The sequence below is a fragment of the Kitasatospora sp. NPDC023385 genome, assembly GCF_055664045.1.
Window position 1 is genome coordinate 36435 of the sequence record NZ_JBVOOL010000030.1, and the last position, 19528, is coordinate 55962.

15 protein-coding genes are annotated in these 19528 nt (G+C 73.4%); 3 read left to right on the forward strand and 12 right to left on the reverse strand.

Translation table 11 applies throughout. From position 1 onward, the window contains the following. Nucleotides 1-48: 48 nt before the first annotated feature. The 4 genes from infB to rimP all read right to left on the reverse strand — a co-directional run bounded on the left by infB (nucleotide 49) and on the right by rimP (nucleotide 5413). A complete protein-coding gene (gene infB / locus AC0B61_RS31395) occupies nucleotides 49-3186 on the reverse strand; it encodes a translation initiation factor IF-2 (protein ID WP_471744967.1) in 3138 nt (1045 codons plus the stop codon). 230 nt (nucleotides 3187-3416) lie between these two features. Next, nucleotides 3417-3710, reverse strand: a complete 294-nt coding sequence (locus AC0B61_RS31400) for a YlxR family protein (protein ID WP_471744969.1) — start codon at nucleotides 3708-3710, stop codon at nucleotides 3417-3419. Between the two features lie 103 nt (nucleotides 3711-3813). Next, nucleotides 3814-4821: a transcription termination factor NusA gene (gene nusA, locus AC0B61_RS31405; RefSeq protein WP_471744971.1), complete on the reverse strand. Its 1008-nt coding sequence runs from the start codon at nucleotides 4819-4821 to the stop codon at nucleotides 3814-3816. Between the two features lie 55 nt (nucleotides 4822-4876). Then, on the reverse strand, nucleotides 4877-5413 hold the full coding sequence (rimP, locus tag AC0B61_RS31410; RefSeq protein WP_471744973.1) for a ribosome maturation factor RimP: 537 nt from the start codon (nucleotides 5411-5413) through the stop codon (nucleotides 4877-4879). Nucleotides 5414-5705: 292 nt separating this feature from the next. Here rimP and AC0B61_RS31415 point away from each other — a divergent pair, with 292 nt between their 5' ends. Both AC0B61_RS31415 and AC0B61_RS31420 read left to right on the forward strand, forming a co-directional pair. Further along, nucleotides 5706-6662: a ferritin-like domain-containing protein gene (locus AC0B61_RS31415; protein ID WP_471744975.1), complete on the forward strand. Its 957-nt coding sequence runs from the start codon at nucleotides 5706-5708 to the stop codon at nucleotides 6660-6662. A gap of 31 nt (nucleotides 6663-6693) precedes the next feature. After that, nucleotides 6694-7617 carry an aminoglycoside phosphotransferase family protein gene (locus tag AC0B61_RS31420; RefSeq protein WP_471744977.1) on the forward strand — a complete coding sequence of 308 codons (924 nt, stop codon included), beginning with the start codon at nucleotides 6694-6696 and terminating at the stop codon, nucleotides 7615-7617. A gap of 22 nt (nucleotides 7618-7639) precedes the next feature. Here the strand turns inward: AC0B61_RS31420 and AC0B61_RS31425 are convergent, their stop codons facing one another. The 5 genes from AC0B61_RS31425 to dxr form a co-directional block, all read right to left on the reverse strand. Then, nucleotides 7640-8188 carry a GNAT family N-acetyltransferase gene (locus tag AC0B61_RS31425; protein WP_471744979.1) on the reverse strand — a complete coding sequence of 183 codons (549 nt, stop codon included), beginning with the start codon at nucleotides 8186-8188 and terminating at the stop codon, nucleotides 7640-7642. An 86-nt stretch (nucleotides 8189-8274) separates the two neighbouring features. After that, the gene (locus tag AC0B61_RS31430; protein WP_471745019.1) at nucleotides 8275-9150 is read right to left on the reverse strand and encodes a GNAT family N-acetyltransferase; all 876 of its coding nucleotides are present in this window, start codon (nucleotides 9148-9150) and stop codon (nucleotides 8275-8277) included. Nucleotides 9151-9318: 168 nt separating this feature from the next. Continuing rightward, nucleotides 9319-10479 (reverse strand): flavodoxin-dependent (E)-4-hydroxy-3-methylbut-2-enyl-diphosphate synthase, encoded by a 1161-nt coding sequence (gene ispG / locus AC0B61_RS31435; protein ID WP_471744981.1) that lies wholly within the window; start codon nucleotides 10477-10479, stop codon nucleotides 9319-9321. Between the two features lie 144 nt (nucleotides 10480-10623). Next, on the reverse strand, nucleotides 10624-11928 hold the full coding sequence (locus tag AC0B61_RS31440) for a M50 family metallopeptidase (protein WP_471744983.1): 1305 nt from the start codon (nucleotides 11926-11928) through the stop codon (nucleotides 10624-10626). A 58-nt stretch (nucleotides 11929-11986) separates the two neighbouring features. After that, nucleotides 11987-13231, reverse strand: a complete 1245-nt coding sequence (dxr, locus tag AC0B61_RS31445; protein WP_471744985.1) for a 1-deoxy-D-xylulose-5-phosphate reductoisomerase — start codon at nucleotides 13229-13231, stop codon at nucleotides 11987-11989. Nucleotides 13232-13321: 90 nt separating this feature from the next. Here dxr and AC0B61_RS31450 point away from each other — a divergent pair, with 90 nt between their 5' ends. Continuing rightward, nucleotides 13322-13990, forward strand: a complete 669-nt coding sequence (locus AC0B61_RS31450) for an NAD(P)H-binding protein (protein ID WP_471744987.1) — start codon at nucleotides 13322-13324, stop codon at nucleotides 13988-13990. A 68-nt stretch (nucleotides 13991-14058) separates the two neighbouring features. On the opposite strand, the gene AC0B61_RS31455 is transcribed toward AC0B61_RS31450, so the two are convergent. From AC0B61_RS31455 to AC0B61_RS31465, 3 genes are all read right to left on the reverse strand, one after another. Continuing rightward, nucleotides 14059-15501 (reverse strand): aldehyde dehydrogenase family protein, encoded by a 1443-nt coding sequence (locus AC0B61_RS31455; RefSeq protein WP_471744989.1) that lies wholly within the window; start codon nucleotides 15499-15501, stop codon nucleotides 14059-14061. Nucleotides 15502-15648: 147 nt separating this feature from the next. Then, on the reverse strand, nucleotides 15649-17217 hold the full coding sequence (locus tag AC0B61_RS31460) for a PucR family transcriptional regulator (protein WP_471744991.1): 1569 nt from the start codon (nucleotides 17215-17217) through the stop codon (nucleotides 15649-15651). Between the two features lie 162 nt (nucleotides 17218-17379). Further along, nucleotides 17380-19452 (reverse strand): ATP-binding protein, encoded by a 2073-nt coding sequence (locus AC0B61_RS31465; RefSeq protein WP_471744993.1) that lies wholly within the window; start codon nucleotides 19450-19452, stop codon nucleotides 17380-17382. Nucleotides 19453-19528 lie beyond the last annotated feature (76 nt).

The following is a 19528-nucleotide window of genomic DNA, read 5'->3' on the forward strand; positions in this document are numbered from 1 at the left end:
GCCGGTCGACGGAAATACCACCCGTCGACCGGCCCCGGCTTTCACCGACTAGGCGCGCGGCTTCTCGCGCATCTCGTAGGTCTCGATGACGTCGTCGACCTTGATGTCGTTGAACGACCCCAGGGTGACACCGGCCTCGAAGCCCTCGCGGACCTCGGTCGCGTCGTCCTTGAAGCGGCGCAGACCCTCGATGGTGAGGCTCTCCGCCACGACCTTGCCGTCGCGGATGAGGCGGGCCTTGGCGTTGCGGCGCAGCAGGCCCTCGCGGACCAGCACACCGGCGATGTTGCCGAACTTGGAGGAGCGGAAGACCTCGCGGATCTCCGCGGAGCCGAGGCGCACCTCCTCGTACTCGGGCTTGAGCATGCCCTTGAGGGCGTTCTCGATCTCCTCGATCGCCTGGTAGATGACCGAGTAGTACCGGACGTCCACGCCTTCCTTGTCGGCCGCAGTCCGCGCACGGCCTTCGGCGCGCACGTTGAAGCCGATGATGATGGCGTCCGAGCCCATCGCCAGGTCCACGTCGGACTCGGTGATGGCACCCACACCGCGGTGCAGGACCCGGAGCTCGACCTCCTCGCCCACGTCCAGCTTGACGAGGGCGTCCTCGAGGGCCTCGACCGAACCGGAGACGTCACCCTTGATGATGAGGTTGAGCTGCTCGATGGAGCCGGCCGCGATGGCCTTGTCCAGGTCCTCCAGGGACACCCGGACCCGACGCTGCGCGAAGGCGGCGTTGCGGTCGCGGGCCGAGCGCTTCTCGGCGATCTGACGGGCGGTGCGGTCCTCGTCGACGACGATGAAGCTGTCGCCGGCGCGGGGCACCGAGGTCAGACCGAGCAGCAGCACCGGGCGGGACGGGCCGGCCTCGGCGAGGCTGTTGCCGTTCTCGTCCAGCATCGCGCGGACGCGGCCGTAGGCGTCGCCCACGACGATCGAGTCGCCGACGCGGAGGGTACCGCGCTGCACGAGCACGGTCGCCATGGCGCCGCGGCCCTTGTCGAGGTGGGCCTCGATCGCGATGCCCTGCGCGTCCTGGTGGGGGTTGGCCCGCAGGTCGAGCGAGGCGTCCGCGGTGAGGACCACGGCCTCCAGCAGCTGGTCGATGTTGAGGCCCTGGCGCGCGGAGATGTCGACGAACATGGTGTCGCCGCCGTACTCCTCGGCCACCAGGCCGAACTCGGTCAGCTGGCCGCGGACCTTGGTCGGGTCGGCGCCCTCGACGTCGATCTTGTTGACGGCGACCACGATCGGCACACCCGCGGCCTTGGCGTGGTTCAACGCCTCGACCGTCTGCGGCATGACACCGTCGTTGGCCGCGACCACCAGGATCGCGATGTCGGTGGACTTGGCACCACGGGCACGCATGGCGGAGAACGCCTCGTGACCCGGGGTGTCGAGGAAGGTGATCGGGCGCTCTTCGCCGTTCACCATGGTGGCCACCTGGTACGCACCGATGTGCTGGGTGATGCCACCGGCCTCGCCCGCGACCACGTTGGACTTGCGGATCGCGTCCAGCAGGCGGGTCTTACCGTGGTCGACGTGACCCATGACGGTGACGACCGGCGGGCGCGCGGCCAGCTGGTCCTCGTCGCCCTCGTTGGCGCCGAAGTCGATGTCGAACGACTCCAGCAGCTCGCGGTCCTCGTCGTCCCGGCTGACGATCTCCAGGGCGAAGCCCATCTCGTCGGCGAGCAGCTGCAGCGTCGCGTCGGAGACCGACTGCGTCGCGGTGACCATCTCACCGAGGTTGAACATGACGGAGACGAGCGCGGCCGGGTTGGCGTTGATCTTCTCCGCGAAGTCCATCAGCGAGGCGCCGCTCGACAGGCGAACGGTCTGGCCGTTGCCGCGAGGCAGCATCACACCGCCGACGGACGGGGCCTGCATGGCCTCGTACTCCTGGCGCTTCGCCCGCTTCGACTTGCGACCGCGCGCCGGGCGACCGCCCGGGCCACGACCGAAGGCGCCCTGCGTGCCACCACGGGCACCCGGGCCGCCGGGACGACCGCCGAAGCCGCCGGGACGGGGGCCGAAGCCGCCGCCGCCACCCGGGGCACCGCCGCCGGGACGCGGACCGCCGAAGCCGCCGCCACCGGCCGGACGCGAGCCCGGACCGGCCGGACGACCCTGGAAGCCCGGACGGGCGCCACCACCGGCACCCGGACCACCCGGACGGCCACCGGGGCCACCCGGACCACGGCCACCCGGACCACCCGGACGCGGGCCGGCCGGACGCTGCGGCATCATGCCGGGGTTCGGACGCGGCATGCCGGACGGGGTCGGGCCGCCGGGACGCGGCGAGGCCGGACGGGGCATGCCATCGGGACGCGGACGGTCGCCACCGGGACGCGGCGCACCGGCACCCGGGGCGCCGGCGGGACGCGGACGGTCGCCACCGGGACGCGGCGCACCGGCACCGGGGGCACCGGCGGGACGCGGACGGTCGCCACCGGGACGCGGCGCACCGGCACCGGGGGCACCGGCGGGACGCGGACGGTCGCCACCCGGACGGGGACGGTCGCCACCCTGGGCGCCCGCACCGGCCGGACGGCCACCCGGCGCGCCCTGGCGGCGGTCGCCGGGGCGACCCATGCCGGTGGCGCTGCCCGAGGTGAACGGGTTGTTGCCCGGACGCGGGCCGGCCGGGCGCGGGCCCGGACGGGCGCCGCCGGCAGCCTGGCCACTCGGGCGCGGGGCCTGGGTGGACGGACGCGGGGCGGCGTCACCGGCCGGAGCCGGCGAGGAGAACTCGGCCGCGGGCGCGGCCGGGGCCGCCGGAGCGGCGGGGCGAGCCGCCGGGCGCGGGCCCGGGGTCGGCCCGGCCGACTTCGCCGCCGCGGGGGCGGGGGCGGGCTCGGCCGGGGCGGCGGGAGCCGCGGCGGCCGGGGTGGGACGGGGACCAGGGGTCGCGCTGGGGCGCGGACCCGGGGTCGGGGCCCCCGGCTTCGGGGAACCCGAGCCGGCAGCGGGGGCGGGCGCCGCGGTCTTCCGCGGGCCCGGCTTGGCAGCGGAACCACCAGTGGGGGCCACACCAAGCGCGTCAGTCAACTTGCGTACGACCGGCGCCTCAATCGTCGAGGACGCCGAACGGACAAACTCGCCGAGCTCGGTGAGCTTGGCCATGACGGCCTTGCTCTCCAAGCCAAGCTCCTTGGCGAGTTCGTAAACCCGGACCTTAGCCACTTCACTCCTGATCTATGAGTCCGGGGGTCTCGTCCGCCGGACTGTCGCTACTTCATGGGCGTACCCATCGCGTACTCATCGCGTACTCATCGAGTGCTCATCGCAATCTCGACCTACTTCCACATCGCGAGGTACCTGACTGGTGCACGGCGCACGGTGACCCGGGCGCTGTGCTTGTTGCGGTGGTTCTCCGCCGCGTGGAGCGACGGCCGTCGCGGAAGGGGGCCCGACTAGGAGGCTCCGCCTGTCCGCTCCCCGATGAACCCGCTGAGCCGCTCCGTGTCGAGCGTGCCCTGGAGCCGGAAGGCCCGGGGGAACGCCCGGCGGCGGACCGCGAGGTCGAGGCAGGCCGGATCGGGGTGCAGGTGAGCTCCCCGGCCCGGCAGTGCGCCACGGGGATCGGGGACGCACTCGCCCTCGACCGCCGTGACACGCAACAGCTGGTGCTTGGCCGCTCGCTTGCGGCAGCCCACGCAGGTGCGTTCCGGGCGTGCTCGGACATGCGTCCAGCCAGACGAAGGCAAGTCTACCCCTCCGAAGCGACATGGCGCCGCCCCGCTGATCCCGGAGGACCCGCGGGGACGGCTACGACAACGCCGACGACCGGCCGATCGATTCCCCGGACCGTCATTCGGGACGGCGGCCGCCGTCCTCCGACGGGCTCTCGGTGTCCGGCCGGATGTCGATCCGCCAGCCGGTCAGGCGCGCGGCCAGGCGGGCGTTCTGCCCCTCCTTGCCGATCGCCAGCGACAGCTGGTAGTCCGGCACGATCACCCGGGCGGAACGCTGGACGGCGTCCACGATCTCCACGCTGGTCACCCGTGCGGGGGACAGCGCGGCGGCGACCATCTCGCGGGGGTCCTCCGACCAGTCGACGATGTCGATCTTCTCGCCGTGCAGCTCGCCCATCACCGCGCGCACCCGGGCGCCCATCGGGCCGATGCAGGCACCCTTGGCGTTCAGCCCGGCACGGCGCGACCAGACCGCGATCTTGGTGCGGTGGCCGGCCTCACGGGCGATGGCGGCGATCTCCACGCTGCCGTCCGCGATCTCCGGGACCTCCAGCGCGAACAGCTTCCTCACCAGGCTGGGGTGCGTGCGCGACAGCGTCACCGAGGCCCCGCGGACACCGCGGCGCACCGCCACCACGTAGCACTTCAGCCGGGTGCCGTGCCGGTAGTCCTCGCCCGGGACCTGCTCCTGCGGGGGCAGGATGGCCTCCAGCTTGCCGATGTCGACCAGCACGCTCTTCGGGTCGTTGCCCTGCTGGACGACACCGGTGACGATGTCGCCCTCCTTGCCCGCGTACTCGCCGAAGGTCTGGTCGTCGGCGGCGTCGCGCAGGCGCTGCATCATCACCTGGATGCCGATGCTGGACGCGATCCGGCCGAAGCCGCTCGGGGTGTCGTCGAACTCCTTCGGCTCGACCCCCTCGTCCAGCTCCGCCGGGTCCTCCGTCGCCCACACGGTGACGTGGCCGCTCTTGCGGTCCAGGTGCACCCGGGCGCGACGGCGCGAGCCCTCGGTGCGGTGGTACGCGGTGAGGAGGGCGGACTCGATGGACTCGACCAGCAGGTCGAAGGGGATGTTCTTCTCGTTGACCAGCGTGCGCAGGGCACTCATGTCGATGTCCACGGCTACGCCTCCTCGTCTTTCGTCACGTTCGTCATGGTCGTACGGCACCGGAAGGTCACTCGGCGCCGTCGTCCCCCTCGTCGAAGTCGGCAGCCTCGTCCAGGAGCTCGTCGTCCTTGCGGTTGAACTCCACCTGGACGCGCGCCCGGGCCACCTCGGCGTACGCCAGGCGGCGCTCCTTCGGGCGGCCGCGCCCCTTCACCGGCTGCACCTCGACCAGCGCGCCGTCCTCGTCGGCCTCCAGCACCCGGGCGAGGAGCTCCCCGCCGTCCTCCAGGTGGATCTTGGCCAGCCGACCTTCCGCGCGCTGCCAGTGCCGGGGCAGGACCAGCGGCCGCTCCGCACCAGGCGAACCGACCTCCAGCAGGTACGCCTCGTCCCCCATCAGGTCCGACGCGTCCAGGGCCTCGCCCACCAGCCGGCTGAACTCCGCGATGGCGTCCATGTCCACGCCGTCGTCGGTGTCGACGTCGATCTGCACCTGCCGGCGGCTGCCCGCCCTGGTGACCCTGACGTCCTCCAAGTCCAGTCCGGCCTGCACGGCCAGCGGCTCCAGCAACGCTCGCAGCCGGTCGGTGTGGGTGGTGCTCATCCGGGTGGACTCCTCGGCCGCGTCTGCTGTTGTCAGAAGGTCGCCGCGCGCCCTCGGCGCCACACCGGGTCACGGCAGCTCGGCCCAAAGCCTAGCCGGTGAAGCCCCCAACCACCGATTCCGGACCGCCCCCGACCGCTCGCACCCCACCCACTGCGAGCAAGCTCACACCCGCCGGTCCGGGGCCCGTCACCGCCGAACCGGGCCCGGGATCGTGGGGATTCTGTAATCATTCACGCCAACGAGGCAGGCGCGGAGGCCGTCCTCCCGTCCACGCCCCGGAGTGACCCCGATGCAGCCGCCCAGCCGACGGACCTTCCTGTCCCTCGGACTCCTCACCCTGACCGCCTGCACCGCCGACCCCGCCGGGCCGGCCCCCGGCAGCACCGGCCCCCGCCCCGACCCGGACGCCCCCGTCCGCCTCCGCGCGATCGCCGCCACCGACACCCTCCTCGTCGGCTACGACGCCCTGCCCGCGGCCCCCGCCGCCCTGCGGGCCGAGAACGCCCGGCACCGCGCGGCCCTCGCCGAAGGTCTGCCCGCCACCGCCGTCCCGTCCCCGCCCGCGACCTCCTCCGCGACGCCGACCGCGCCCCCGACCCCCGTCGGCCTGGCCGCGCTGGAACGCCAGACCGCCGAGTCCCACCTCGCCGACCTCGACACCGCCGGCCCGGCCCTCGCCCGGCTGCTCGCCTCCGTCGCCGCCGCCCACGCCCTCCACGCGGCCGCCCTCGGCGACCCCGCCCCACCGGCCACCGGCCAATCCACCGCTTCCGCTTCCCCCAGCCCCACCGCCACTCCCGCCCCCGCAACCGTCACCGCCCTCCAGAACGCCCTCAGCGCGGAACACGCCGCCATCTACGGGTACGGCGTCGTCGGCGCCCGCCTCCCCGACGACCAGCAGCGCGCCGACGCCCGCACCGCCCACGCCGCCCACCAGGCCCGACGCGACGCCTGGCAACGCCTGCTCACCTCCCTCGGCGCCACCCCCGTCCCCGCCGCCGGCGGCTACCAACTCCCGTTCCCGGTCGCCTCCCCCACCGACGCCGGCAAACTCGCCGCCCACCTCGAAACCGGGCTGACCACCGTCTACGCCGACCTGGTCGCCGCCGTCCCCACCCCGCACCGCCTCACCGCCGCCACCGCCCTGCGCGAGTGCGCCCTCCGCGCCCGCCGCTGGGGCGCCCCCGACACCCCGTTCCCCGGCATCCCCGCCCAAGCCCCCACCCCCGCGCCCACCAGCAGCTGAAAACCCGCCCGCGACCCCCGACAATGGACCCATGTCGGGAGCCGCACCCACCATCACCGTCCCCACCTGGCTGACGGACACCGTCACCGCCGCCCACGGGGAGGCCGGCCGCCGATGGCTCGCAACCCTGCCCGCCAGGACGGCCGCCCACCTCGCCGACTGGGACCTCACCCTGGAACGCACCCTCGACCCCGGCGGCAGCCTCAGCCTGATCGCGTACGTCCACCGCGACGACCTCTCCCCCGCCGTGGTCAAAGCCGGGCTGCTCACCCCCGAGACCGCCCACGAGCACGCCGCCCTCAGCCGGTGGGCCGGCCGGGGCGCCGTCCTCCTCCTCGACGCCGACCCCGCCGAGGGCGTCCTCCTCCTGGAGCGCCTCCACGGCGAGATCCCGCTCCGCTCCCTCGCCGAGCCCAAGGCCATGCTGGAGGCCACCAGCCTGCTGCACCGCCTCTGGGTGGAACTCCCCGGGGAACACCCCTTCCCCACCCTCCCGCAGCAGGTCGACGCGGCCGCCGCCCGGGTCGGGGACCACCGCGACCACCCCGCCGCCGCCGAGGCCCAGGCCCTGGTCGACGAGGCCCTGGACACCGCCCGGAGCCTGGCCGGCTCCGCCGACGAGACCTTCCTCCTGCACGGCGACTTCCACCATGGCAACGTCCTCGCCGCCGACCGCGCCCCCTGGCTGGCCATCGACCCGCGCCCCCTCGTCGGCGAGCGCGCCTACGACCTGGCCCGCCTCGCGCTGGACCGCGCCGACACCCTGCTCGGCTCCCCCGGCGTCCCCGCCGCCGTCCGCCGCCGGCTCCACCAGCTCTCCGACGCCCTCGGCGTCGACCGGGACCGCCTCCGCGGCTGGGCCCTCTTCCGCGCCGTCGACCTGGCCCTGCGCTCCCTCACCGCGGGCCGCCGCGAGGACGCCGAACTCCACCTCGAACTCGCGGGCTCGCTCTGAGACGCCGGCCCGGACAGCAGCCCTAGGCGCCCGGCTGCCGCAGGGGCAGCCGCGCCCCCATCACCGCGTACAGCCGGTCCGTCGCCGGGAACCGCACCGCCCGCGCCAGGTCCCGGTACCCCAGCACCCGGTACAGCCGCCGCGCCGGCGTCTCCGCGTCGATCGCCGAGAGGATGCTCCGGTCCAGCCCCGACCGCTCGCACAGCGTCCGGATGATCCGCGAGCCGACCCCCTGCCCCTGGAACTCCGGCAGGACGTGCAGCTCGGTGACGGCGAACACCCCGTCCAGCCAGGCCTCGTGGCCCCGCGCGGTCAGGTACGGCTCGATCACCGTGCTCCACCAGTGCTCCCGCTGGTTGGGCATCCCGTACCCGAAGCCGACCAGCCGCCCCCCGCTGATCGCCCCGAACGCGATCACCCCGGGCTGCCCGGCGTGCCGGCCGACGATGTGCAGCCGTACCGCGACCTCCTCGGGCGTGAGCCCGAACGCCACCGCCTGGACCTCCAGCGCCTGCGGCGCCCAGTCCGCAAGGTCGATGGCCTCGATCGTCACCCCGGTCAGCTGATCCATGCTCCGGACGTTACTACCAGCGGCCCCTCGCCGCGGCCGAAGATCCGAACAGGCCGGCGCCCCCGGGACTCCCCGGAACGGAGCCCTCAGAACAGCACGCTCATGAACGCCCCGACCTCCCGGAACCCCACCCGCCGATAAGCCGCCCGGGCCCGCAGGTTGTAGTCGTTGACGTACAGCGACACCACCGGCGCCACCTCCCGCAGCGCGATGTCCAGGACCGCCGCCATCCCCGTCTCGGACAGCCCCTGCCCGCGGTGCTCCGGCGCCACCCAGACCCCCTGGATCTGGCAGGCGCCCTCCGTCACCGCCCCGACCTCCGCCTTGAAGACGACCTGCCCGTCCGCCCCGAACCGCGCGAACGACCGCCCGGCGGCCACGAGTTCGGTCACCCGGGCCTGGTAGAGGAGCCCCCCGTCGCCGGCCAGCGGCGACACCCCGACCTCCTCGGTGAACATCGCCACGCAGGCCGGCATCAGCGTCTCGACCTCGCTGCGCCGCACCCGGCGCACCAGCGGATCCGGCGCGATCTCCGCCGACGGCACCGACGTGGCCAACAGCGGCTGGTGCGCCCGGACTTCACGCGGCGGCCCCCAACTCCGCTCCAGCAGAGCCCAGAACGCCGCGGTGGCCTGCGCCGGCCCGACGATCGAGGAGCAGCGCCGCCCCTGCCGGCGGGCCCGCTCGGCGAACGCCGCGACCGCCTCCGGCCCGGCATCGACCAGGACGAGGTTCGCCCCGGCGTAGCAGAGGGCGGCCAGCGCGCCGCTGCCGTCGTACCAGCCCCAGATCTCCCCGCCGAGCCGCCACGGGTCGAGGCCGACGGACTCGACCCGGGTCGCGACGAAGGCGTTGGAGACCGGGTCACGGTGGAGGATCGCCATGACGTCCGCGAGGTCGGACGGCTCCAGCACGCGGGTGGTGGCCAGGGCCCGGGCGGCCTGGAAGGAGCCCGGGAGCATCACACCTCGATCGAGCATCGAGACAGCACCTCACTGAGACGACTCTGGCCGCACCCTACTCCGTGGCCCCACCCGGCTACGGCCGCGGGGCCGTCCGCGAACGGACGGCCCCGCTTCCGGAAAACGTCGCGCGTGCACTCCCGCGCGATCAGGACGGCTACGCGGGACTCACTCCCCCGCGACGACGGTCGGCGCCCCCGCCGCGACACCCGCCTCCTGCATCTGCTCGGCGAGCTTGAGCGCCTCCTCGATCAGGGTCTCGACGATCTTCGACTCGGGGACGGTCTTGATGACCTCGCCCTTGACGAAGATCTGGCCCTTGCCGTTGCCGGAGGCGACGCCAAGGTCGGCCTCCCGGGCCTCGCCCGGCCCGTTCACGACGCAGCCCATCACGGCCACCCGCAGGGGCACCTCCATGCCCTCCAGGCCGGCGGTGACCTCCTCGGCGAGCTTGTAGACGTCCACCTGGGCGCGGCCGCAGGACGGGCAGGAGACGATCTCCAGGCCGCGCTCACGCAGCCCGAGCGACTCCAGGATCTGGTTGCCGACCTTGATCTCCTCGGCCGGCGGCGCGGAGAGCGAGACCCGGATGGTGTCGCCGATGCCCTCGGCCAGCAGCGCGCCGAAGGCGACCGCCGACTTGATGGTGCCCTGGAAGGCCGGCCCGGCCTCGGTCACCCCGAGGTGCAGCGGGTAGTCGCAGGCGGCGGCGAGCTGGCGGTAGGCGTTGATCATCACGACCGGGTCGTTGTGCTTGACCGAGATCTTGATGTCGCGGAAGTCGTGCTCCTCGAACAGCGAGCACTCCCACAGCGCGGACTCGACCAGCGCCTCCGGGGTGGCCCGGCCGTACTTCTCCATCAGCCGCTTGTCGAGCGAGCCGGCGTTGACGCCGATCCGGATCGGCACGCCCGCGCCCTTGGCCGCCTTGGCGATCTCACCGACCTTGTCGTCGAAGGCCTTGATGTTGCCCGGGTTCACGCGCACCGCCGCACAGCCGGCGTCGATCGCGGCGAAGACGTACTTCGGCTGGAAGTGGATGTCCGCGATGACCGGGATCTGCGACTTCCTGGCGATGATCGGCAGCGCGTCGGCGTCGTCCTGGGACGGCACGGCCACCCGGACGATCTGGCAGCCGGACGCGGTGAGCTCGGCGATCTGCTGCAGCGTGGCGTTGATGTCCGAGGTGACCGTGGTGGTCATCGACTGGACCGAGACGGGGGCGTCGCCGCCGACCGGCACGTTGCCGACCATGATCTGCCGGGAGTAGCGGCGCTTGGCAAGCGGCTTGAGCGGCAGGGACGGAATACCGAGCGAGATCGCGGTCATGTGCGCAGGGTTCCCCGGGGTTGAGGTGTGGTCGACCGCCCGGCCGTTGGGACGGCCGAGGCCGGGCGCGCTGACGATCGCGCACCCGGCCTCCACGGTACGGCACGGCAACGGGCCCCAGCACACCCGCCGTACCCGAACGTCCTAGCTGATCTTCACCGGGTTCACCAGGTCCGCGACCATCACCAGCAGGGTGAAGCCGATGAAGATGCTGGCCACGACGTACGCCACCGGCATCAGCTTGGCGACGTCGAAGGGGCCCGGGTCGGGCCGGCGGAACAGCTGTGCGAAGCGGCGCCGGACCGCCTCCCAGACCGCGCCGGCGACATGGCCGCCGTCCAGCGGGAGCAGCGGCAGCATGTTGAAGAGGAACAGCGACAGGTTGATGCCGGCCAGCAGGTTCACGAAGAACGCGATCCGCTGGGTGCCGGGGATGTCGAGCGAGAAGACCTCGCCGCTCACCCGGGCGGCTCCGACCATGCCGATCGGCGAGTCCGGGTCGCGCGGGGCGTCGCCGACGACGGCGTTCCACAGCCCGGGGATCTTGCCGGGCAGGGCGACCAGCGACTTCACCCCGTTCTCGGCCATGTCGTACATCCGGTCGACGGACTGCCCGAAGCCCAGCCGGACCACACCACTCGCGGGAGTGAATCCGAGGAACCCGGCCTGGACGGTCCGGCCCTTGATCGGGACGTTGTTCCCGTCGTACTTCTGGACGTCGTTGACGGCGATGGTCGGGTTCAGGGTGAGCTTCTGCCCGTCCCGCTCGACCACCACCGGGACGGTCCGGCCGGCCGACCGGCGGATGTCCGCCTGGAGCTGGTCGTAGGTGCGGATCCGGTCGCCGTCGAAGGAGACGATCTTGTCCCCGGCCTTCAGTCCGGCCTGGGCGGCCGGGGTCTGCGGGGCGTCCGCCGGGCAGTTGTCGGTGGGCTGGCCCGCCTTGACGACGCACTGGGCGACGGTGCTGACCGTCGGCACGTTCATCGAGACGCCGAAGCCCATCATGACGGTCAGGAACAGCCCGAACGCCAGGATCAGGTTCATGAACGGCCCGGCGAACATGACGATGACGCGCTTCCAGGGCTTGCGGGTGTAGAAGAGCCGCTGCTCGTCGCCCTCCTGGAGCTCCTCGTAGGAGGCCTCGCGGGCGTCCTCGATCATGGTCCGCCAGGGCGAGCTGCTGCGCTTGGTGATCCGGCCGTCATCGCCCGGCGGGAACATCCCGATCATCCGGATGTACCCGCCGAAGGGGATCGCCTTGATGCCGTACTCGGTCTCGCCCTTGCGGCGCGACCAGACGGTCGGGCCGAAGCCGACCATGTACTGCGGCACCCGGATGCCGAACAGCTTGGCCGTGGAGAGGTGGCCGAGTTCGTGCCAGGCGATCGAGATGAGCAGCCCGATCACGAAGACCAGGATGCCGACCACCGTCAAAACCGTTGCCACCGCTGGTCCTCCGTCATGCCGCTCCGCTCATCGTCTCGTCGTACCGCACGTGCGGCCGTCAGCCCGCCGCCAGCTCGCGGGCCCGGGCACGCGCCCAGTCCTCCGCGTGCAGGACGTCCTCCACCGTCAGGGAAGTTCCCGACGCCGCCACCGCGCTGCCCGGCTGCCCGTGCTCGGCCACGACCTTGGCAACAGTGTCCACGATTCCGGTGAAGGCGAGGCCGCCCTTCAGGAATGCCTCCACACACTCCTCGTTGGCCGCATTGAACACCGCCGGGGCGGTACCGCCCAGGGTGCCCACCTCCCGCGCCAGCTCGACCGCCGGGAAGGCCTCGTCGTCCAGCGGGAAGAACTCCCAGGAAGCGGCCTTCGTCCAGTCGCAGCCCGGGGCGGCGTCCGGCACCCGCTCCGGCCAGCCCAGGCCCAGCGCGATCGGCATCCGCATGTCCGGCGGACTGGCCTGCGCCAGCGTCGAACCGTCGGTGAACTCCACCATCGAATGCACCACCGACTGCGGGTGGACCACGACCTCGATCCGGTCGAACGGCACGTCGTACAGCAGGTGCGCCTCGATCACCTCCAGGCCCTTGTTGACCAGGGTCGCCGAGTTGATCGTGACGACCGGGCCCATCGCCCAGGTCGGATGCGCCAGCGCCTCCTGCGGCGTCACCCCGGCCAGCTGCTCGCGGGAGCGGGTGCGGAACGGGCCGCCGCTCGCCGTCACCACCAGCTTGCGCACCTCGGCCCGGGTGCCACCGGCCAGCGCCTGGAACAGCGCCGCGTGCTCGGAGTCCACCGGCACGATCTGCCCCGGCTTCGCCACCGCCTTCACCAGCGGGCCGCCGACGATCAGCGACTCCTTGTTGGCCAGCACCAGCACCCGGCCCGCCGCCAGCGCGGCCAGTGTCGGCCGCAGCCCGATCGACCCGGTGATGCCGTTCAGCACCGAGTGGCACTCCATCCCGGCCAGCTCGGTCGCCGCGTCCGGCCCCGCCAGCACGGCCGGCAGCGGACGGCCCGCCGCCTTCGCGGCCAGCGCCTCGCGCAGCGCCGGCACCGCCGCCGGATCGGCCACCGCCACGGTGTGCACGCCCAGCCGCAGCGCCTGCTCGGCCAGCAGCTCCACCCGGCCGCCGGCCGCCGACAGGGCCACCACCCGGAAGCGGTCCGGATTGCGGAGCACCACGTCGATGGCCTGGGTGCCGATCGAACCGGTGGACCCGAGGATCACCAGCTCCCGGGGGCCGGAGGGGTCCGCCACGGTGGGCGTGAAGCGCAGCTGCGGGTGGGCGAGCGAAGTCATGCGCCCATTGTGTCCTGTCCGCGACCACGCCCAGGACTCCCCAGTCCTTCCCCAGGACGACCCGGCACCCCACCGGCTACCGTCGGAGCCATGCGTACCGTCATCGCCGGAGGCCACGGACAGATCGCGCTGAAACTGGAACGGCTGCTCGCCGAACGCGGCGACCACCCCGCCGGGATCATCCGCCGCCCCGAACAGGCCCAGGACCTGATCGACGCCGGAGCCGAGCCGCTGCTGCTCGACCTGGAGGCCACCACCGCCCCCCGGCTGGCCGAACTGCTGGCCGGCGCCGATGCGGTGGTCTTCGCCGCCGGCGCCGGACCGGGCAGCGGCACCGCCCGCAAGAACACCGTCGACCGCGACGCCGCCATCCTGCTCGCCGACGCCGCCGAACTCGCCGGCGTCCGCCGGTACGTGATCGTCTCCTCGATGGGCGCCGACGCCGACGCCCACCACCCCTCCGACGACGTCTTCCAGACCTACCTGCAGGCCAAGGGCGCCGCCGACGACGCGGTCCGCGCCCGGACCACGCTGGACTGGACGGTGCTGCGCCCCGGGCGGCTCACCGACGGACCCGGCACCGGCCTGGTCCGGCTCGCCCCCTCGACCGGGCACGGCGCGGTGGACCGGGCCGACGTCGCCGCCGTCCTGGCCGCCCTGCTGCACGAGCCCGGCACCGCCGGACTGACCCTCGAACTGGTCGCCGGGAACGCCACCGTCGACGAGGCGGTCTCGGCCGCGGCCGGGCACGACGGCTGAACACGACGGAGGGCCCGGTTCGACGTGCGAACCGGGCCCTCCGGCAATCGGTCAGAGGTCGTGGCCGATCAGAGGTCGAGGCCCGTCAGCACCAGGACCTTCTCGACGGTGTAGTCGTCCATCGCGTACTTGACACCCTCACGGCCGACGCCCGAGTCCTTGACGCCGCCGTACGGCATCTGGTCGGCGCGGTAGGACGGCGCGTCGCCGATGATCACACCGCCGACCTCCAGCTCCCGGTGGGCACGGAACGCGGTCTGCAGGTCGTGCGTGAACACGCCCGCCTGCAGGCCGAACGCCGAGTCGTTGACGGCCGCGAAGGCCTCCTCCACGCCGTCCACCCGGTGCAGCGAGAGGACAGGGCCGAACACCTCGGCCTTGGCCAGGATCGCGTCCGCGGGCAGCTCGGCCAGCACGGTCGGGGCGAACGTCGCGCCCTCGCGGGTGCCGCCGGTCAGCACCTTGGCGCCCTTGGCGACCGCGTCCTCCACCCAGGACTCCACCCGCTTGGCGGCGTTCTCGTCGACCAGCGGGCCGACGTCCGTCGCGTCGTCGTTCGGGTCACCGGTGACCTGGGCCCTGACCTTGGCCACGACCTTCTCCACCAGCGCGTCGTACACCGACGCGTCGGCGATCACCCGCTGCACCGAGATGCAGGACTGGCCGCCCTGGTAGTTCGCGAACATCGCGATCCGGGTCGCCGCCCAGTCCAGGTCGGCCTCCGAGGACCAGTCGGCGAGCACCACGGCCGCGGCGTTGCCGCCCAGCTCCAGGGTGCAGTGCTTGCGCGGCACCGAGTCCATGATCTGGTAGCCGACCTTGTCCGAACCGGTGAACGAGATCACCGGCAGGCGCCCGTCCTGCACCAGCGCCGGCATCCGGTCGTTCGGCACCGGCAGGATCGACCAGGAGCCGGCCGGCAGGTCCGTCTCGGCCAGGATCTCGCCCAGCACCATCGCCGACAGCGGAGTCGCCGGGGCCGGCTTCAGGATGATCGGAGCACCGACCGCGATCGCCGGGGCGACCTTGTGCGCGACCAGGTTCAGCGGGAAGTTGAACGGGGCGATGCCCAGCACCACACCGCGCGGGAACCGGCGCACCACCGCGAAGCGGCCCACGCCGCCCGGGTCGGTGTCCAGGCGCATCGTCTCGCCGTTGGTGCGGCGCGCCTCCTCGGCAGCCCAGCGGAACACCGACACCGCGCGGCCGACCTCGCCACGGGCCCACTTGATCGGCTTGCCGTTCTCCGCGGTGATCAGCCGGGCGATCTCCTCGGTACGCTCGGCCAGCCGCTTCGCCACGTGGTCCAGGGCGGCGGCACGCTGGTGCGCCGCCGTGGCGGCGAACACCGGCAGCGCGGCGACGGCGGCGTCCAGCGCCTCCTCGACCTGCGCCTCGGTCGGAACGCTCACCCTGCCGACCAGACGGCCGTCCCAGCTGTTGTGCACCTCGAAGTCGGCGTCACCGCTCGCCCGGCGGCCGGCCAGCCAGAAATCGTACGTGGTGGTCACCGTGGTACCGGCCCTCTCCTCGTCGTCGTACGGCCCGCACGGACGTGGGACCAGAACCCGAGAGTAGGGGCGCCGACACGCCGACCGGATTGGCCGACTAGGAGCGTTCCGCCCCGACGCCACTCCACCGCGTCCAGGCCGGGTCCGCTACTCCTCGCCGGAGCGCAGCGCCAGCCACAACTCCATGCGCACATCCGTGTCGTCCAGCGAACGACCCAGCAACTCCTCCACCCGCCGCATCCGGTACCGCAGCGTGTGCCGGTGCACACCCAGATCGGCCGCCGCCGCGTCCCACTGCCCGTGCCTCGACAGCCACGCCCGCAGCGAAGCCACCAGATCACCGCGAGCCGTCCGGTCATGCTCGCGCAGCGGCCGCAACAACCCCTCCGCGAACGCCGTCACCGCGTCCTCCCCCAACAGCGGCAACAGCGAACCCGCGCCGACCTCCTCGTGGTCCACCGACCGGCGGCCACCACGCAGAGCCACCGCCAGCGCCCGCTCGGCCTGCGCGTGCGCCGCCCCGGCCTCCTCCAACGCGGCCGGCGCCGAGACGCCCAACGACAGCCCCTCGTGCTCCTCCACCGCACCCAGACACGCCCGGTGCACCGCGCCGTTGTCCAGCGCCAGCACCATCAGCCGCTGCCCGTGCACGCCGTCCTCCCGCGCCACCAGCAGCTTCTCGCCCACCCGGGCACCCGCCTGCTCCGCCCGGTCACCCAACTCCCCGAGCGCCTCGGCCGCATCCGCAGCCGTCGGCCCCGCCCCGGCCACCAGAACCCTTATCGTCCCCTCCGGCATGCCGCCGAACAGCCCCACCGCCACCTGCCGGGCCGTCGCCACCTCACCCGCCAGCACCATCCGCAGCAGCGCCGCACCCATCCGCTCCTCCGCCTGCCGCAGCTCGCGCGACCGCTCCAGCGTCAAAGTCAGCAGCGCCACCGCCGCGTTCAGCACGTACCGCTCGGTCGGCGTGATCCGGTCCTCGGTCCCGACCGCCAGGAAACCCCGCGCCCGCCGATCCGCCCCCAGCGACTGGACCACCACGTAGTCCTCGTCCGCCGTGTCTATCCCCGGCGCCCGCCCCTGCAACGCGGCACTCGACGGCGCCGGCCGCCGACGCAACCGGTCCACCTCCGCCGCCAACCGCCCCGCCCGGCGCGCCGCCCAATCCGGCGCCACCACCGACAACGCGCCCGACCCGTCGTACAGCGCCGCCCAGCCCCCCAGCCGCGCCGCCAGCCGACGCACCACCGCCGTCGTGCCGTCCTTGCCCAGCGCCGCCCGGGTCAACTCCTCCTGCGCCTCGAAACTGGTCGTCACCGCCTCGTACTGCTCCGCCGCCAGCGCCGCCGACACCACCTTGCTGATCGCGATGAACGGCGTCGGCTCCGGCACCCGCAACAACGGCAGCCCCCGCTGCGCCGCCGCATCCACCAACGGCTGCGGCACCTCGGTGTGCGACAACCCCACCCCGAGCCCCAACCCCACCACCCCGGCATCGGCCAGCCGGTGCACGTACGCCTGCAACCGCGCCGCCGTACGGCCCAGCTTGATCCCGGTGGTGAGCAGCAGCTCACCACCCTCGAGGAACGGCGTCGGGTCGTCCAGCTCACTGGTGTGCACCCAGCGGACCGGCCGCTCCAGATGGTCCGCGCCGGCGAGAACCGTCAGATGGAGCGAACTGTTGCGGACGACGGAGGCGAGTGTGGGGGGCATGGCACCTTCGAACGATCGACCTGACCGCGCCGTTGCGGCCGGGCGAGGAGAGGGGGGAGAGGGACGTGGGACTGGTGAGGGTCTCTCCCCTTCATTATGGACGCCCCGGACAACCCGCACTGCCGAATCCACCTCGAAGGCGACTTCCGACCCGGCCTCGCCTCACCCCCGAAGATCCACCAACAACGGCGGCACCTGCTCCCCCGACACCGCCGTCAACGACACCACCGCATGCCCCGCCGGCAACGCGTGCGCCAGATCCGACGGCGACCACCGCAACCGCTCCACCTCCCGCGTCGTCACCGACTCCGTCTGCGCCGTCGTCCCCGACAACGCCTTCCGCCCCACCCGGCCCGCACGCCGTATCACGCCCCCGGAGGTGTCGGGGGTGTGGGTGACCGCGGTCTCCCGCACCAGGTGCGTACCCCAGGCCTCCGAGAACAGCCGCCCGTCCCACGGCGCGATCCCCGGGAACGCCATCCGGCAGCCGACCGCGCCGAACAACGGCGCCCGCAGCGCCTCCGGCAGGTCCACCAGCGTCCGCAGCAGCAGCACCGCACCCGCGTTCGCCCCACGCATCCGCTGCAGCCCGCGCACCGCGGCGGCGTCCAGCGCCGCCGAGGCGTCGTCGACCACCAGGCCGGCGAACAGCGAGCGGTCCTCGCGCGCCCCCGCCGCCTGCACGAACTGCCCCACTACCAGCCGGGACAGCATCCGGGCCGCCTCCGGGTGACTGCGCTCGGGCAGCTTCACCCGCACCCGCAGCGGGTGGTCCAGCACCCGCATCGCGAACGGCGGCCGGCCGGTGCCGTCAGTCGTGAAAGCACCCTCGAAGGCGGGCCGGTCCAGCAGCGCCAGCCGGTCCGCCAGCAGCGCCCCCGGGTCGTCCGCCCGGTCCCGCTGGCGCTCGCGGTACTCCAGGTCCCGCTCGTGGACGGCCAGTCGACCGGCCGTACCGAGCGCCTTCACCAGAGCCGCCAACGCGTCCGGATCACCGGCCAGCAGCGCCCGCAACTCGCGCACCCCCGGGTAGCGCCCGTACGCGGCGTGGAACGGACCCACCACCTGCTGCAGCGCGGTGCGGGCAATCTCCGCGCGGGCGGTCAGCTCATCCGGCAACAGCGCCTCCGCCAGCCGGGCCGCAGCCTCGTCGGCGTTCTGCGCGGCACCGTAGAGGTCCAGGCCGTACACCGAGGAGGAGTCCCCGGGCGCGATCACCACGTCGTACCAGGCATCCGGGCCCAGATCGGCATCCGCCGCCCCCACCACCACCGCACACGCCGTACCGGCCAACGCCTGCAAGCACAGAGCCTCGGCCACCGGCCGGGCCAACCGCGCGGTCTTCCCCGTCCCGGCCGGCCCCACCGCCAACACCGAGGTGCCCAGCAACGCCGGCTCCAGGGCGAACCCGGACGCCCGATGGCTCAACGGGTTCTTCGGCACGTCCTGCGCGGTACCCAACCGGACCTGGCCGAGCAGCAGATCGTGCTGCTCCCCGCGGCCCGGCAGCTCACGCGCCTCCGACGGATGGGCGAAAGCCGCCGCACCCCGGGCGGCCACCTGCTCGGCGAACGCGGGCACGAACACGGGATCCGCCTGCGCGGACTCCCAGGCACGCTGGATCCGCACGTAGTCGACGTCCCCCACGGCCTCCCCATCGAGCCGCGCGGCCGCCTCCCAGGCACCGCCCTGCCGCAGCCCGTCCCACGGATCCTGCCGCCGAACCGTCTCGACCGCCGGGGCGTCCTCCTCGGCGCGCTGCTCCTGCGTCACCGTCCGCGACAGCAACGGGGCAGCGTACCGGCGCCACACCTCGGGCCAGCGGCCCATCCGGCCGAAGATCTTGATGACGACGGCAAGGACCAATGCGTTCAAGGTCAGGACCACCGATGTGGCGACGAAGGCCGACTGCGACGGGAGGACACCGATCATCGTCGTTCCGGCAGTGGCGAACTCGACCCCGTATACGAAGGCCAACCACGCCACCACCGCGTTGAGCCCCGCCCGTAGCAGCAGGGGCCAGGTCGCGACCTTGGCCGCCTCCGCCCGCTCCGGGTCGATCCGGCGGTAGCCGAGCCGGTAGATGCCCGGCTCGGCTTCGGGGCGCGGGGCGCAGGCCCAGGTGGGCAGGTCGAAGGAGCCGTCCGGGGCTGTGCCGGGTCGTTGGTGGGGTAGGGGGGTCGGGGGTCTGGTGGCGGTGCGCTCGCCGTCGTGGTGTGACCCGTCCTGTGCCATGTACGGCCCCGCTCCCTCGCCCGCCCGGCCCGACCGCCGTCGGTGCCGCCATACCCATGCCGCCGTACCGGCGACA

Coding starts and splice junctions, on each gene's coding strand:
- rimP (WP_471744973.1), bottom strand. CDS start 5,413: ATGAGCACCACCCACACCGACCGGCTGCGAGCGTTGCTGGAGCCGCTG.
- AC0B61_RS31415 (WP_471744975.1), top strand. CDS start 5,706: ATGCAGCCGCCCAGCCGACGGACCTTCCTGTCCCTCGGACTCCTCACC.
- AC0B61_RS31420 (WP_471744977.1), top strand. CDS start 6,694: ATGTCGGGAGCCGCACCCACCATCACCGTCCCCACCTGGCTGACGGAC.
- AC0B61_RS31425 (WP_471744979.1), bottom strand. CDS start 8,188: ATGGATCAGCTGACCGGGGTGACGATCGAGGCCATCGACCTTGCGGAC.
- AC0B61_RS31430 (WP_471745019.1), bottom strand. CDS start 9,150: ATGCTCCCGGGCTCCTTCCAGGCCGCCCGGGCCCTGGCCACCACCCGC.
- ispG (WP_471744981.1), bottom strand. CDS start 10,479: ATGACCGCGATCTCGCTCGGTATTCCGTCCCTGCCGCTCAAGCCGCTT.
- dxr (WP_471744985.1), bottom strand. CDS start 13,231: ATGACTTCGCTCGCCCACCCGCAGCTGCGCTTCACGCCCACCGTGGCG.
- AC0B61_RS31450 (WP_471744987.1), top strand. CDS start 13,322: ATGCGTACCGTCATCGCCGGAGGCCACGGACAGATCGCGCTGAAACTG.
- AC0B61_RS31460 (WP_471744991.1), bottom strand. CDS start 17,217: ATGCCCCCCACACTCGCCTCCGTCGTCCGCAACAGTTCGCTCCATCTG.
- AC0B61_RS31465 (WP_471744993.1), bottom strand. CDS start 19,452: ATGGCACAGGACGGGTCACACCACGACGGCGAGCGCACCGCCACCAGA.